The following is a 15,125-nucleotide window of genomic DNA, read 5'->3' as shown; positions in this document are numbered from 1 at the left end:
AACCTGTAAGGTGAGGGAGTAATCAAACAAATAATCGATGAATAGTGAGGGCTTCTTATGATCGTAACGACAACAACGTCAGTCGAAGGACGGACTATTACAGCTTACCGCGGTATTGTTTTTGGCGAGGTCATTACTGGAATCAACTTTATGCGTGACATCGGGGCTAGTCTCCGCAACGTTTTTGGCGGACGGTCGCAAGGTTATGAAGAAGAATTGTCCGAGGCGCGGACTGAAGCGCTGGACGAAATGGCACAACGCGCGCGTGATATGGGCGCGGACGCGATCGTTGGTATGAAAATGGATTATGAAGTTTTGGGTTCGGATAATGGCATGCTGATGGTCACTTGTAGTGGGACTGCGGTCGAACTCAGCAATTAAATCATGACGGGTCAGGATAAACATAGGCAAGGGGAGTTTTCTTAAAAGTGACACCGATTAAATTGATCGCTTCAGATTTGGATCGTACGCTCTTAACGGATGCTGGCGAGTTTCCTCCGCATCTTTTTCAACGGATCAAGGAACTAAAGGCGGTGGGGATCGAATTCGTCGCCGCCAGTGGTCGACCGTTGTATACATTGCAGGATATGTTTGCCACCGAGGCGCCAGAGATGGCGTTGATCGCTGACAATGGTGGGGTGATCACTGTTGATGGTCAGATCATCAGCAAAACGCTGCTAACAGTGGCGTCTTATCAAGAAATGGTGACTTTTGTCGAGCGTCAGGGCATTGGTTTTCCGGTGATCTGTGCGCTGGAAGGGGCCTACTTAAATCGCCGCTATGAGGCTTATCGCGCGGAAATGGCCAAGTTCTACACGCAAGTTTACTTCGTAGATGATTTGAGCGCGATCACGGCTGAGGCCAATAAAGTCAGTATCTATTTTCCAAAGATGGATGCAGTGGCTCAGGTCAAAGCAACTTATCGACCGGCTTTCGGTGAACATTACGCGGTCACAGTAGGTGGGCCGGCTTGGGTGGATATCATGCCCCAAGGTGTTGACAAGGGAGCGGCGATCGTTAAGCTTGGGCAACATATAGGCGTCACGCCAGCCGAAATGATGGCTTTTGGCGATACTCTCAATGACGCGGGCATGTTGGCTGCAGTCAAATACAGTTATTTGGTGGCCAATGGCGATGACTTCATGAAAAAGTACGCCAATTATCGTACCGCCAGTAATAATGATTATGGGGTTTTGCAAGAGATCGACAAGGTTCTGGCGGCCGCCAGAGCTGAATAACGGACTAGCTAGAAAAAAATAAAGAGCAAGATCACGTGTTTCAGAGGCGTGATCTTGCTCTTTTTTTGAAATGTGCTGCGTGGGGATTGGCTGTTGTGCTTAGCTACGTCATGGTTCCGAAAGCAAAGTTCGGCTTTCAAAATCATGACTAGGCTAATGCTCGCAGCCACCCATCCTTGCTTTGTACTGTGATTTGAAACGTGTTCGCTGACCTAGCTCCTTGTGCTTAACTACGCTAGGGTTCTGGAAGCAAGGAGCGCTTCCAAAATCCTAGCTAGGCTATGCTCAGGAGCTGACCAGGTCAGTTCGCACTCTCTTTTGAAACGTGCTGTGCGAGCCTGCTTGTTGCGCTTAACTACGCAATTGTTCCGGAAGCAAGGGCGCTTCCAAAACAATTGCTAGGTTAATGCTCACAAGCAACCCGGCTCGCTCCGCACTTTACGCCTCAAAGCCGTTGTTCTTGCTGGCGTCAGCGAACCAACGGCCAGAGCGTTTGATGGTTTTGACTTGGGTGTGGATGTTCGTTGAAATCAGTCCATAGCGGTTGCGATAGGCGTTGGCCCAAGACCAGCAGTCGATCGGGGTCCAGACGTGGTAGCCGAAGCAATTGGAACCAGCCTCGATGCCCTTGTGCAGCCAAGTCAGGTGATCATGCATGAATTTGATCCGGTAGTCATCGTTGACCACCCCATTGGCATCCATAAAGCGTTCTTCGCGAGAAACGCCCATACCATTTTCGGAAACGAACCAAGGAATATTGTGATAGTCATCGCGCACGGTCAAGGCGATGTCATAGAGCGCTTTGGGATAGATCTCCCAGCCTTTATCCACGTTCATCACGCGGCCAGGCATTTCATAATCATTGAAATATTTGGTCGGCATCCAATCCATTAAACTATCAGGCGAGATCTCAGGTCGCTGGACGCGGAAAGGATGGTAGTAATTGACCCCTAGTTGATCGATGGTTTGCTCGCTGATCAGTTGTAATTCCGCCGGTGTCGCTTGCCAAAGGACGCCATCTTTCTTCAAGGTCGTGACTAGTTTCTCGGGGAAGTGGCCGTTGATCGCCGGATCCAAGAATAATTTATTGGTCCACAGATCAGCCATTTTGGCGGCGGCTTGGTCGGCGGGATCCGCGGAAGCGGCATAGGCTGGGGTCAGATTCAGAATGATCCCGATTTTGCCATTGTTGTTGTGGTCCAGACCGCGATATTTCGCCATCGCCTTGGCTGAGGCCAGGGAGAGATTATAAGCGACTTGGACGGCCTTTTTCCCATCAACGATCTTAGGGTAGTGGAATTGATAGAGATATTCGCCATCAACGATGACCATCGGCTCGTTGAAGGTGAACCAATTCTTGACCCGATCGCCAAAGAGTCGGAAACATTGCTCGGCGTACTTGGCGTAAAGGTCGGTGACATGCTTGGATTCCCAACCACCGTAACGGTCATAAAGTTCGACAGGCAAGTCAAAGTGATGCAGGTTGATCACGGGGGTAATGCCATTGGCGATGAATTCATTGATCACGTCATTATAATAGCGCACCCCATCTGGATTGAGACTGGCCGTTTCGAAATCATCGATCAAGCGAGACCATTGGATCGAAGTCCGGACTGTATTCAACCCAACTTCCTTCATCAACTTGATATCTTCGTGAAAACTATGGTAGAAGTCTGAAGCCGTATCAGGACCGACATAATTATAGAAATCCTCGGGGGCAATATCGTACCAATGATCGAAGACGTTCACATGTTGCTTATTGAAGCGGCCCTCGCTTTGTGGACCTGATGTGGCGGCACCCCACCAGAAATGATCTGGAAATGTTAATTTCATGTCAAAACCTCTTTCGATATTTTTTTGATTAGGCTTGCGGGTCAGCAACGGCCCTTAAGGCAAATAGCTGGCTAGCAAAGTCGTGCGGTTGCGGGCGATCCCAATAATCTGCCGGCCGTTCACTATAATCTTCACTGAAAATGATCCCCAGATTCATCAGTTCATCACCGTGCACGAGGAGCGGCTGGCCGAGCTGGTAGTGAGCATCGATCCGCGACAATTGATACGCTTGTTCTGGGACTAGCCCCTGAAGACGCAAGCGACGATAAGGTGGATTGGCAGGACTTAGGATCTGGTAAGCGGCGATCAACCCCTGGCCACTTTGACGATCGTATACTTGCCAAGCTGGTTGGTTCGAAGTGAAAGGACTGACCAGCCGCGTGAACTCCCCTGTCAGCAGCAAATGCTGTTGCTGCTTAACAAAAGCAATTTGACGTTTGATCTGGACCAATTCCGCCTCACTTAATTTCGTGATATCTAACTCATAACCGAAAGTCCCAAACATCGCCACATCACCCCGAGTTTGGAGCGGCGTGACCCGCCCAACTTGATGATTCGGCACTGCGGAAACATGACTGCTGATTGCTTGGAGGGGATAACCCAGCGAAGCACCATACTGGATCTTCAGACGCTCGATCGCATCGGTATCGTCACTGGCCCAAGCCTGAGGCGCGTAGTATAGCATACCCGCATCGAAACGACCACCACCCCCAGCGCAAGATTCAATCATTAGTTCAGGAAAGCTCTGCGCCAGCAGACCGTATAGATGGTACACGCCCATGATGTAACGATGGTAGAGTTCCCCTTGTTGCTGCGCCGCGAGGTAAGGCGAGAAGGCCTCGGAAATGTAGCGATTCATATCCCATTTAATGTAGTCGATTTTCGTGCTGCGCAAGATCGCGGCCATCTGCTCGAAGATTGCCGTGACAACTTGTGGGTTGCTAAAATCCAAAACATATTGATTGCGTCCGTGGGAAATGTTTTTGTCAGGATGACCTAAGCGCCACTCGGGATGGGCCTGAAAAAGTGGCGTGTCGGTTGAGATCATTTCCGGTTCGAACCACAGGCCAAACTTCAAACCTAATTGATGGATCGCGGTCACCAAATGAGGCAGACCTGCCGGCAGTTTGTGACGATCGACCGTCCAGTTCCCTAGCGAACCGTTATCACTGTCCCGCCGACCAAACCAACCGTCATCAAGGACGAACAAATCAAGTCCTACTGCTTGGGCCTTAGTCGCCAGTTGCAATAATTTGGTTTCATTGAAGTCGAAGTAGGTGGCCTCCCAATTGTTGATCAAGATCGGTTTAGGCTGATCCGCCCACCGCCGATCAATCAAATGCCGCCGATAAAAGTCGTGGAACTCATGACTCATCCCATTTAGTCCAGTGGTGGTACAACTCAAGACCACTTCCGGCGTTTGAAAACTTGTTCCTGGCGTTAGTTGCCAAGTAAATTGTGTGGGTGAGATCCCCAGCGACAGGCGGGTGACCGCGTAATTATCCACTTCGACCTGTGCCAAGAAGTTGCCACTATAAAGCAAGGCGGCGCCATAGACTTGACCTTGCTGTTCGTCAGCGTTGGTGGCGGCTAAGGCGATGAAAGGATTGTGCTGATGACTGCTGGCGCCGCGATCGCTGTCGATGCTCATCCGTCCGACCATCAAGGGCTGCCGCTGGATCTGCATCTCTTTGGCCCAAGCGCCATGCAAATGAATCAAGTCATAATCAGCGCTAGGCAAATCAAGGTTAGCGCTCAAGGCCTTGGTCAATTGATAAGTCGCCTTACTTTGCGGTGAATTAGTGAAGGTGCTACTGCGAATGATCAGCGCATTGGTCGTGTTGATCGTGTAGTGTAATTGCAAGGTGAGCGGCGAATTTTCATCACGCAAGGTGATCGTCAAGGTGGTTGCAGTTTCATCGCCGTAACGAGCGTGGGGCAGTTCACCAAGATCAGGATATCCTGGCGTGACTTGATAGCTGGAATATTTAAAGGCCGTGATCTCGTCACCGTCAGGATAGCGAATCGCGTAAGCCCCTTGACGGAAATCAGTCGTCCCGAAAACCGGATATTCCTGCCGGATCGCCTCTAAAGAGGTCGTATAATTACCTGTCAATAAATTGTTGCCCGGTCGGATCTCCCGCTCGTTCAAATGGCCATCCAGGCTGGGTTGCTGGATCCGCGGACCATAATAGTAGTTTTCCAATTGACCGATCTTCGGAATCACCCGAAAAAGGTAGCTGATTTTGTCATTATGAAGGTGGAAAACCAAGTGTTGTTGATCTACTTGAATCAAATCAGTCGTCTGCATCAATAAAGAACCCTCGAATCTGATCACTGACCTTCGGCAAATACTCATGTCCATATTCTGGCAGCACAAGTAAATGCTTCTTAGCTGTGATCTTATTATAAGTTGCGAATTGGGTGATCGGTGGCACGGTAGTATCTTGGAGCCCCATGGACCAGTAAACTTCACCACGGATCCGAGATGCTAAGTTTTGAATATCGATATATTCCAAGGTGTGGAAAATCTCAGCTTCGCGCTGATGAAGCGGATCGCGAAATTGGAACCAATAAGGAATCTCCTCGAAAGCTGACGTTTGCGCGCCCAGTTGATAAGCTTTGCGATAATCGGATAAGAACGGATAACTAACTTGGACCCGATAGATCTCAGGCACCAAACTAGCGCAAGCAATTGCTAGCCCACCACCCTGGGAAGCCCCCATCGCATAAACCCGCTCGCGATCGACCCCAGGATAATTCATCAAGATCCGCGCCGCTTGGGCCGTATCCAAGAAAACACTGCGATAATACAGCGCCTCGGGACCGGCCTCCATTCCGCGAATGATCAAGCCTTTCATCGCGTCACCTTGAGGCACCGCCGCCATTTCTGAGGTGCCACCTTGGCCCCGGGCATCCATCGCCAGAACCACATATCCTTCCGCGGCCCAACCGAACTTATCTTGATAATCCCCAGAGTCACAATGATAACCGTGAAACATCACCATGCCTTTATGGGCTTGACGCGCGTCATAATTCTTGGGCAGGATCAGCTGACAGTGAATCCGCGCCCCTTGCACGCCGGAAAAGTACAGATCATAAGCCTGGGCGACCCGCGATGGAATCGCAACGGGCGTCGTCGTATGATCCAACGGCAAAGCCTGCATTTCCGCTAAAGCCCGCTCCCAAAAGTCATCGAAATCAGCCGGCTTTTGTGCACTCCCAGGATACTTTTTACCTACTTCAAGATCGATCATCATTTAACCCCTTCTTAACTAGCACTTTTGTTGATAAGTTTAGCTTCAAAATAAAGTACAGCGTTTTCAATAATTAGTATAGACTATTAAAAGACGATGTCAATAAAATGTCTGAAAACTATTGAGACAATCACCAGAAAGGCCGATCTGTACCTAAATTAAAAGTCTCCAACAGCGCAATAAGTACGTTGTTGGAGACTCTGGGCGTTCGAGCAAATTTTTAGGCGTTACCTTGATTGATGTCTAAAACAGTGTAACTACGCGCATCATAACGATTACGTGAGAACGAGTATTCAAACGGCGTCCCATCAGCCAGCCAAGCAACTTGCTCTACCTCAAGGACGGGATCATTAGGACGGCATTGTAAATATTCAATGTCTAAATCATCAGCAAAAACCGCATGGATCTTCCGATAGGCCCCACTTAACTTGAGACCAACATCATTTTTCAGATAATCGTAAATCGAGTTAGCGAGAATATCTTCAGAGAGGTTAGGCATCAGTTTTTGTGGCATGTAGGTGTGCTCGAGAACATAGGGCTTTTCATCGACTAGTCGCAAGCGGACAATATCGAAGATGGGCTCGTTTTTATTTAATTTAAGATGGCTTTGTAAAGCCTCGTTGGGGAATAGGATATCAAAGCGAATGATCTTGCTGGTAACGCGATCCTGACCAAAAAAAGCGGTTAGCCCGCGATGTTCATCCGCCGGAGAATTAGTTTCGATTTTTAGAGAAATATCGCCCATAACGTGAGTGCCATCCCCCCGTCGAGTATAGATCAGTCCTTCTAAGGCCAAGGTATCGAGCGCCTTTTTGATCGTCATCCGACTGACGCTAAATTCCTCTGCCAGTGATACTTGATCGGGCATCAACTCGTTGGCTTGATATTCGCCAGCATTGATGCGGTCGCGTAATTGATTGGCGATTTGTTCGTATTTAGGTGTTTTTTTCATCGTGCTAGCTCCTGTTTTATAATTAGACCATTATTTTGATTCGTGATAATTGAAACTATTGTTATCATACCAGATTTGTATGGGAATCGCTCTGGAAAAGTCTAATTTTTTTAGACATTTCAAAACACATTCGTGCTGTATGGTAGGGCCCTTTCCACTGATCACCGATCGCTGCTATTTTTTCTGTTTTATCTCGGCGTAACTGATTTGTTGCTGTTCGATAAGCGAACCATTCGCTGTGTGGTCGAGGATCGATCAGCCATTTTTTGATGTAATCCCAAGTTTCGTTCGCCGCCATTAAATAGCGTTGATCTGTGGATAATGAATATTGATGATAAAAACCCGTGACAGCTTCGGCCTGGATCCACCAGATTTTAGTGCTATCAAGGGTGCCTCCTCGCAGCGAATCATTCAAGGCACCAGTTTTTTGATCGCGACCGAACCGGGCAACGTTTTGGGCCAAGTGCCGTACTTGCTGGCTCAGTTGGGCATCGTTACTGCCAATGGTTGTCAACGCCTCTGCTAAAAGCCAGCTGGTCTCAATATCATGTCCGAACGAAATATGATCATCAATGGGGTGCCAGTCAGAAGTGAATTCTTGATAACAAAATCCTTGATTGGCGATGATCACGTCGCGAAAAAGGGCTAGTAGTGAGGTGACAGCACTTTTGACTGCGGCATCGTGTTGACAACGATAGAGATTCGTAAAGGCTTCTAACAAGTGCAAATGAGTATTCGTCGTAAAGGCCAGGTTTGGTTGTGGTGGGGCCACATGGCTACTTGCCTTTTGTTGCCAGGTCTTGGTAAATTCTTCGTGATACCCAAGCATATCCTGAGTGGCGGCATGGTCAATGATCAAATTGAAAGTTTGCTTCGCCAATGCTAACGCTTTAGAGTTGCCGGTTGCTAGGTAGTATTCTGATAAACCGTAGATGGCAAAGGCCTGGGCATAAAGATGCTTGATAGGATCGATTGGTTTGCCTTGATAATCCACTAACCAATAGATCCCGCCATCAGCTTGATCCCAGAGATGTTGTTCTAGAAAATCAAAGGCCTGATCGGCACATCGACGCCAGCACTGATCCTTACTTAAAGCAAATGCCCGAGCGTAAGTCCATAAGTAGCGACTGGTCATCACACCGCCTTTGACGGCATGAGGTTGTTTCTGTTGGTCAAAATTGATTTCGCCAATGAAACCGCCAAACTTTGGATCGATCATTTTTGACCAGAAAGTTAGGATCCGTTCTGCTTCTAAACGAAAATCGTGTTCATTCATACTTTGAATCACTCGTTTCAAAATAAATGTAAAGATCAATCTTGCAATTGTCTATATTTATTATATACTAAAGCTAGATTTTTGAAAGCGTTTTGAGTCATTTATCTTTTGAATGGTAAATCTGGGAATATTTGAAAGGAAGTGGTCTGATGGAGGCAATCAAAGGCGTGACATTTGGTTATATGAGTCAACGTGGTGAATGGACCACGGCCGCTGCAGCAAAGTCGTTAGCTCTGATGCAAGCACGAACCAGTTGTAATACAGTGATCCTACCAGTAGTTGTTGAGCAGGCGGATCCGTTTAGCGTTGTGATCAATTGGCAGGGTGCTACGGTTTTGACCGATGCAGAGGTGCTGGCAATGGCCCGCTTAGCTCGGAGACGCGGATTGAACGTGATCTTGAAACCCATGGTCAATTTAACCGATGGCCATTGGCGCGCCTTGATCAATTTCTTTGATCATCCGGCACCATGTGAACCTAGTTGGGATCAATGGTTTGCCGCTTATACCGAGTTTATGTTGCATTACGCCAAGCTAGCCGAACAGATGCAGGCGCAGATGTTGGTGATCGGTTGTGAATTGGTCAACACGGATCGTCGGGAGCAGCAGTGGCGTCATTTGATCAGCCAAATTCGCCAGGTCTATCACGGATTGATTACTTATAACTGTGATAAGTACCAGGAAGATGGTGTGCAATGGTGGGATGCGGTCGATGTGATCTCAAGCTCGGGTTACTATCCGATCAATGATTGGCCAGCCCAATTAGCGCGAATCAAGAAAGTTGTGGATCACTATGATAAGCCGTTTTTCTTTTGTGAAGCCGGGTGTCCTAGCCGCCATGGGAGCGAATATCTTCCCAACGACTGGACACTAGCAGGCGAAGTTGATCTCACCGCTCAGGCAGAATGGTATAGGTCAATGTTTGACCAGACCGCACAGCAAACTTGGGTGCGCGGATTCGGTCTGTGGGATTGGCAAGCTCAACTGTATCCCTTGAGTCAAGTAAGCAGCAATGATGATTATGCCCTTTATGGCAAGCCGGCAGAGCAACTTATCAAAAATAAATATGAACTTTTTAAATAAAAGACTACACAAATGAAAATCAATGTGCTATCATTTTACCTGAAAGCGATTTCCAATCATTAGGAGGATGTTAGAATGAAAAAGCGTTTAGCATTATTAGCAGGCGTTTCAGCAGCACTCGTTTTATTATTGGGCGCATGTGGTAGCAAAGATTCAGGCTCTGGTTCCGCAAAGGATAAGACAGAAACGATCACCTTCATCAACCACAAGACCGACTGGACCACTAACGGCAAGTGGAAGGAATACATGAAGGAATTCAACAAGAAATATCCTAATATCAAGGTCAAAATCGAAACGATCACGGATTATGCTGGGCAAATGAAAACGCGGATGAACTCCGATCAATATGGTGATTTATTCATGTTACCTGATACCATCAAGCCGAAAGATTATGCTCACTTTGTCGAACCTTTAGGCAAAAAAGCAACATTGGAAAAGAAATACCTAGGTTTAACGAATAAATCATATAATGGGACGACTTACGGGATCCCCTCACAACTGAACGCATCAGGGATGGTCGTTAATATGAAGGTCTTTAAGGATGCTGGGATCAAGACATTCCCGAAGACAACTGAGGGATTCATCAAGGCGTTGAAGACGATCAAGGAAAAAAATCCTGAAGTAACACCGTTGTACACGAACTATGCGGCAGGTTGGACCTTGGCGAACTGGGACTTCACGCGCCCGGGTATCACTGGTGACAAGCAAGTTACGAATAAACTTTTGACTGATAAAGCACCGTTCACCAAGGGTAAAGTGATGTACACGATCTACGACACTTTATATCAAGTTGCTCATGACGGTCTGATCGAATCAGATCCGACGACCAGTGATTGGGAACAATCAAAAGTCGACATGGCCAATAACAAGATCGGTGTGATGGTTTTAGGTAGCTGGGCTGTTCCCCAAGTTCAAGATGCGAATAAAGAAAATGCTGATAATATCACTTTCCAAACTTTCCCAGCCACTGCTAAAGATGGCAACCAATATATTAGTGTTGGCGCCGACTACAACTATGCGATCAATGTTCACAGTAAACATAAAGCCGCGGCACGAAAATTGTTGAACTGGTTGGTCAATGATTCTGATTACGCCAAAGATAATGGTGGTTTACCAACTTTGAAGGGCGCTGAATATCCTGAAGCTCTGAAGTCGATGCAAGAATCTGGCGTGAAGCTGATCGAACCAGCCGCGGCACCAAAAGGCAAAGAATCGCTATTCTCCGAAATCGATGATGCTTCTGAGATCGGTCTTGATACTACAGATAAGACTAAACAACGGATCATTGAAGCAGCCGTAGGTAACTCTAAGGAAAGCTTTAACGATATTATGAAAGATTTGAATACGAAATGGGCGGACGCCATTAAAACCGTTGGCTCAAACTAATTGAAACGATTGTTAAAAGTCGAGGTATTTCGATCGAGAATCGAGATACCTTGTTTAGGATAGTGGCTGATCATTGGCGCAAAGTAAGGACACTGTCAATATTAAAGATCATCAGAACGGATTGTCGCGCTAGCGAGATGCTGCTCCCAAACGAATCAAGTATCAAGATAAGATTTAGCGCTCAAGTAACGTCACTATTTTTTGCTTGCGGCACTGTGAATGAAGGGTGTGTTTAGGTTGAAAAATTCAAAGTCAGGAAGTTTTGACTACCGAAAGCAGAAGAGACTGATCGTGGTTCTGTTTACTGTGATTCCTGTGATCCTGTTACTGGTTTTTTCGTATTACCCATTGGTCAAGATGATCCAATATAGTTTGACGGACTGGGATGGGTTCTCACCTTCAAGCAATTTCGTTGGTTTGAAGAACTATAAAACTGTTTTTACCAATCCAACTTACTTCTCCGTCTTTCGGACCAGTCTGTATTATTTCATCGCGACTTTCTTCCAATTGGGATTCGCCTTATTGTTTGCGACCTTGCTTTCGTTTAAAGTGAAGTTTGCCAATTTTTGGAAAGGGGTCCTATTCTTCCCTTATCTATTGAATGGGGTCGCGATCGGTTTCATTTTCCTATATTTCTACAAACAACAAGGAACCTTGGATACTGTCATGAATTTCTTCGGGTTACACAATCAAATCAAGTTATGGCTAGGTGATCGTTCGATCAATAATATTTCGTTGGCCTTTACTTCGGTTTGGCGTTACACCGGGTTCAACTTCTTGATTTTTCTGGGAGCGATCCAGTCGATCAATCCAGAGGTTTATGAGGCCGCGGAAATGGACGGCGCTAATCGGTGGAATCAATTCAAGTATATTATTATCCCAGGCATCAAAGAGATTTTGTTCTTGAATATTATTCTTGGGGTCAGCGGTTCCTTGAGCGTCTTTGATATTCCTTATATTATGACAAGTGGTTCCAATGGGACCAATACTTTTGTGATCCAGACCATTGATACGGCCTTTAAGTATAATAAGCTGGGCTTGGCCTCGGCGATGGCGATCATTTTGTTGCTGATCGTTATTGTTGTCACAGTAATTCAGAGAGTGGCCACGAGAGAAAGGAGCGCCAATTAAGATGAAAAAATTCACAGTATCAGCCTTCTTTAAATATCTGATCTTAGTTATTGGCGCGGTCATCGCGATCCTCCCAATTTTAGTTGTCTTTATCGGGTCCTTTAAGTCGAACAATGAATTTTTGACCAGTGGGGTATTAAGCCTTCCGAAACATCTGGATTTCAGTAATTACAAAACAGCTTTTGTTAATGGTCAGATGCTGGTCGGTTTCAAAAATACGGCGATCATCTTTGTTATCAGCATGGCCGGTAAATTACTGCTAGGTTCGGCCTTCGCTTATGCGATCAATCGCTTCGATTTTAAGTTGAAAAAGCCAATCATGAGCCTGTTCATGGTGGCGATGCTGATCCCAGCGATCACCAGTCAAGTCGCGACTTTCCAGTTGATCAATAGTATGGGCCTGTTCAATAAAATCTGGTCTGTGATCATTTTGAATCTAGGGACCGATGTGGTCTCGATCTATATCTTTATGCAGTATTTGAATGAGATCCCGGTTTCACTGGATGAATCGGCCTTTCTTGATGGCGCCAATTATTTCCAGATTTTTGGAAAAATTATTTTGCCAAACTTGAAAGCACCAATGGTGACGATCTTGATCATCAGCGGTGTCCAGATCTACAATGATTTCTATAATCCGTTCCTGTATATGCCTGATCCAAGCCTGAAAGTGATTTCGACCGCATTGTTTGCCTTTAAGGGACCTTATGGCACCAACTGGCCCGTCATCTTAGCTGGTGTCGTGATCGTGATCCTGCCGATCTTGATTGTCTTCCTCGCCTTACAAAAGTATATATACAATGGTGTCGTTGGTTCCGTGAAGTAATCATTAATAAGAAGGGAAGTTGGCTAACATGAAAAAGCCCAGTAAATTAGTGGTTGTCGTAGAAAGGTTTTATCAGTTGGTCAAAACCTCCTGCCTATTTTGGCTGGACCTCCTGCGCGGCTTTCTGGTTTATGGCTGGCTGACAGCCGGCTTTTATGCAGGGCATTACTGGCATCGACCAGGCGAGGGCGCGAAGTATCAACGTCGCAACTATCACTTGGAGATCGCCCATCAAAATCTGTTATCATTTTTAGCAACACTTTATCTGGGTAGTATCTTTTTTCTAGGACATTTCTTGAAGAGAATCAAGGTCTTGCCCGCTGGTGGCCAGCTGGTGATTTTGATTTGGATGTTGGCTGGCGCCCTTTATCTGGTCTACTTGACCGTTTTGCTTTGGTATCTGCAAAAAGAACAACACCTTGTTGCCCAAGCCTTTCTGCAGACTTTGGCCATCGTCGTCCGCAAACCGTTGACCAGTTTAAGCGTGATTTTATCGCTGACCGCATTGGCTTTTCTAGCCTATCTCAGCCTGCCCTTGTTTCTGCTAGTGGGGCCTGGTGGTTATCTGGCTATGACAAGTGCGATCCTTGATCGCACTTGCGAACTGACCGTGACTGCATGAGCTCGAATCAACAAAAAACATCATTTCGTCTAGAAGCGAGATGATGTTTTTTATTTTGGCGACGACTTGAGACGACTTGAATGGAGACTGTTTGTTAAATTTTTTTTGAGTAAGCTATCAGACTCTCTGCTCGATCTAAGGATAAGTTCTAGGATCCTTGGAAGGTTTCCAGAGGGCTCAAAGTCAGTTACATCAAGGGTTTGACCCAATCAACATCACACCGGTTGTGGCTATTATCTGAAAGTTTGCAACACGGCCGCAACAAGATCTTGCGTCACAAGTTTAGTTTTGCTCAATTTGGAAGGTTAGCCTGTTCTTATTATTGCTCGATTATGGTAAAGTAGTGTTGGTCAGGTCTAGACAGGTTCTGCTGGGAGGTGGTCGTTATCATGAAAGGTTCACATTGGTGGTTGGGATTTTTAGGCCTTTCAGCCTTACTTTTGCTAGCGGGATGTCAGAAGAAAGAAAGTCGGCCAGCAACAACGACCACGGCGCTGGTCAGCAAGAAAGCATTAACGATCAAAGCGCATACTGCAACGGTCACAAAAACACAAAAGACAGCACAACAACGACTTGACACTTTTTTAACGAGTAAGATGCAAAGTAAAGCAGGCTTTTATACGAATTATCTGGCCAATGAAACAGGCGGCGAATTGGCAACGGGTCATGAGTTGCTAAGTGAGTCGTCGGGACTTTATTTGCGCTATTTGGCGCAGCAGGGACGGACCAAGCAATTTTCTCAGTTTTATGAGCAGACTAAGAAAACTTTTGGACAGGATGACCAGTTTAGTTATCGTGTCAGCAAAGGCAAACAGGCTGCAGTCAATGCAACAGTCGATGATCTGCGGATCTTGCGTTCGTTGTATGAGTTTCAGGCGCAAACTGGGCGACAGTCGTATCAACAAGAAATCAAGCGCTTGATCAAAGGGCTGCGGCAAGGTGCGTTGAAGGATGGTCGGGTCGGCGATTATTATGATCCCCAAACTGATCAAGGAGCCATGACAGGAACGCTTTGTTATTTTGATTTGAAAACCTTGGGGCAGTTTGAAACCACCGCACAATTGAACGCGCAGATCGAAATCGTTCAAGGCGGCTTTATCTCGACGGCTTTTCCCTTTTATCAAACCCGGTATAATTATCGCACGCAAACGTATTCGGCCACTAAGAAAATCAATACGACGGAATCCTTGTTGACGATCCTACATCTGGCTGATGTCGGTTTGGCTCAGTCAGCGAGTTTGGATTATTTAACTCGATTGGTCCAGACCGGTCAATTGGCGAATGCTTACGATCGTGATGGTCAAGTACTTGATACCAATCAGGCGGTTGCCAATTACGCGCTGGCTCTGATGATCGGGGCAGTAACTAAACGAGCTGATTTACGTAACGCGGCATTACAATTGATTTTGACACAACAGATCGCGGATGAACAGTCACCTCTGAATGGTGGTTTTGGTGATACAGCGACTTTGGCGACTTATTCTTACAATAATTTGATGGTGCTGTTGGCGCTGGACTATTAGTG

13 protein-coding genes are annotated in these 15,125 nt (G+C 46.5%); 8 read left to right on the top strand and 5 right to left on the bottom strand.

The window, feature by feature from the left end:
• The first annotated feature begins 57 nt into the window (after positions 1 to 57).
• Positions 58 to 381, top strand: coding sequence for a putative heavy metal-binding protein (locus tag OCU21_RS02505; RefSeq protein ID WP_261805929.1), 324 nt, complete (start codon positions 58 to 60; stop codon positions 379 to 381).
• Positions 382 to 428: 47 nt separating this feature from the next.
• Positions 429 to 1,238, top strand: a complete 810-nt coding sequence (locus OCU21_RS02500) for a Cof-type HAD-IIB family hydrolase (protein ID WP_261805928.1) — start codon at positions 429 to 431, stop codon at positions 1,236 to 1,238.
• Positions 1,239 to 1,676: 438 nt separating this feature from the next.
• Here the strand turns inward: OCU21_RS02500 and OCU21_RS02495 are convergent, their stop codons facing one another.
• The 5 genes from OCU21_RS02495 to OCU21_RS02475 all read right to left on the bottom strand — a co-directional run bounded on the left by OCU21_RS02495 (position 1,677) and on the right by OCU21_RS02475 (position 8,556).
• Positions 1,677 to 3,071 carry a glycoside hydrolase family 1 protein gene (locus OCU21_RS02495; RefSeq protein WP_261805927.1) on the bottom strand — a complete coding sequence of 465 codons (1,395 nt, stop codon included), beginning with the start codon at positions 3,069 to 3,071 and terminating at the stop codon, positions 1,677 to 1,679.
• 28 nt (positions 3,072 to 3,099) lie between these two features.
• On the bottom strand, positions 3,100 to 5,382 hold the full coding sequence (locus tag OCU21_RS02490; RefSeq protein ID WP_261805926.1) for an alpha-galactosidase: 2,283 nt from the start codon (positions 5,380 to 5,382) through the stop codon (positions 3,100 to 3,102).
• Positions 5,369 to 6,328: an acetylxylan esterase gene (locus OCU21_RS02485; RefSeq protein WP_261805965.1), complete on the bottom strand. Its 960-nt coding sequence runs from the start codon at positions 6,326 to 6,328 to the stop codon at positions 5,369 to 5,371. Before OCU21_RS02485 ends, OCU21_RS02490 begins: the two co-directional genes overlap by 14 nt.
• A gap of 220 nt (positions 6,329 to 6,548) precedes the next feature.
• Entirely contained in the window at positions 6,549 to 7,280 is a 732-nt protein-coding gene (locus OCU21_RS02480; protein ID WP_261805925.1) for a GntR family transcriptional regulator, read from the bottom strand.
• 64 nt (positions 7,281 to 7,344) lie between these two features.
• Complete coding sequence (locus OCU21_RS02475; protein ID WP_261805924.1) at positions 7,345 to 8,556, bottom strand: AGE family epimerase/isomerase; 1,212 nt, start codon at positions 8,554 to 8,556, stop codon at positions 7,345 to 7,347.
• A gap of 149 nt (positions 8,557 to 8,705) precedes the next feature.
• Between OCU21_RS02475 and OCU21_RS02470 the strand changes: the two genes are divergently transcribed.
• The 6 genes from OCU21_RS02470 (at position 8,706) to OCU21_RS02445 (ending at position 15,123) form a co-directional block, all read left to right on the top strand.
• Entirely contained in the window at positions 8,706 to 9,638 is a 933-nt protein-coding gene (locus OCU21_RS02470; RefSeq protein ID WP_261805923.1) for a glycoside hydrolase family 113, read from the top strand.
• A gap of 75 nt (positions 9,639 to 9,713) precedes the next feature.
• Complete coding sequence (locus OCU21_RS02465) at positions 9,714 to 11,024, top strand: ABC transporter substrate-binding protein (protein WP_261805922.1); 1,311 nt, start codon at positions 9,714 to 9,716, stop codon at positions 11,022 to 11,024.
• 285 nt (positions 11,025 to 11,309) lie between these two features.
• Positions 11,310 to 12,155, top strand: a complete 846-nt coding sequence (locus OCU21_RS02460; RefSeq protein ID WP_373875457.1) for a carbohydrate ABC transporter permease — start codon at positions 11,310 to 11,312, stop codon at positions 12,153 to 12,155.
• Positions 12,151 to 12,978 (top strand): carbohydrate ABC transporter permease, encoded by an 828-nt coding sequence (locus OCU21_RS02455; protein WP_373875456.1) that lies wholly within the window; start codon positions 12,151 to 12,153, stop codon positions 12,976 to 12,978. Before OCU21_RS02460 ends, OCU21_RS02455 begins: the two co-directional genes overlap by 5 nt.
• A gap of 28 nt (positions 12,979 to 13,006) precedes the next feature.
• Positions 13,007 to 13,600, top strand: coding sequence for a hypothetical protein (locus OCU21_RS02450; protein WP_261805919.1), 594 nt, complete (start codon positions 13,007 to 13,009; stop codon positions 13,598 to 13,600).
• Positions 13,601 to 13,989: 389 nt separating this feature from the next.
• Positions 13,990 to 15,123, top strand: coding sequence for a hypothetical protein (locus tag OCU21_RS02445; protein ID WP_261805918.1), 1,134 nt, complete (start codon positions 13,990 to 13,992; stop codon positions 15,121 to 15,123).
• Positions 15,124 to 15,125: the final 2 nt, after the last annotated feature.

Source organism: Lapidilactobacillus luobeiensis (genome assembly GCF_024345205.1).
Classification (GTDB): Bacteria; Bacillota; Bacilli; order Lactobacillales; family Lactobacillaceae; genus Lapidilactobacillus; species Lapidilactobacillus luobeiensis.
This window is presented reverse-complemented; position numbering and strand designations above follow the sequence as displayed.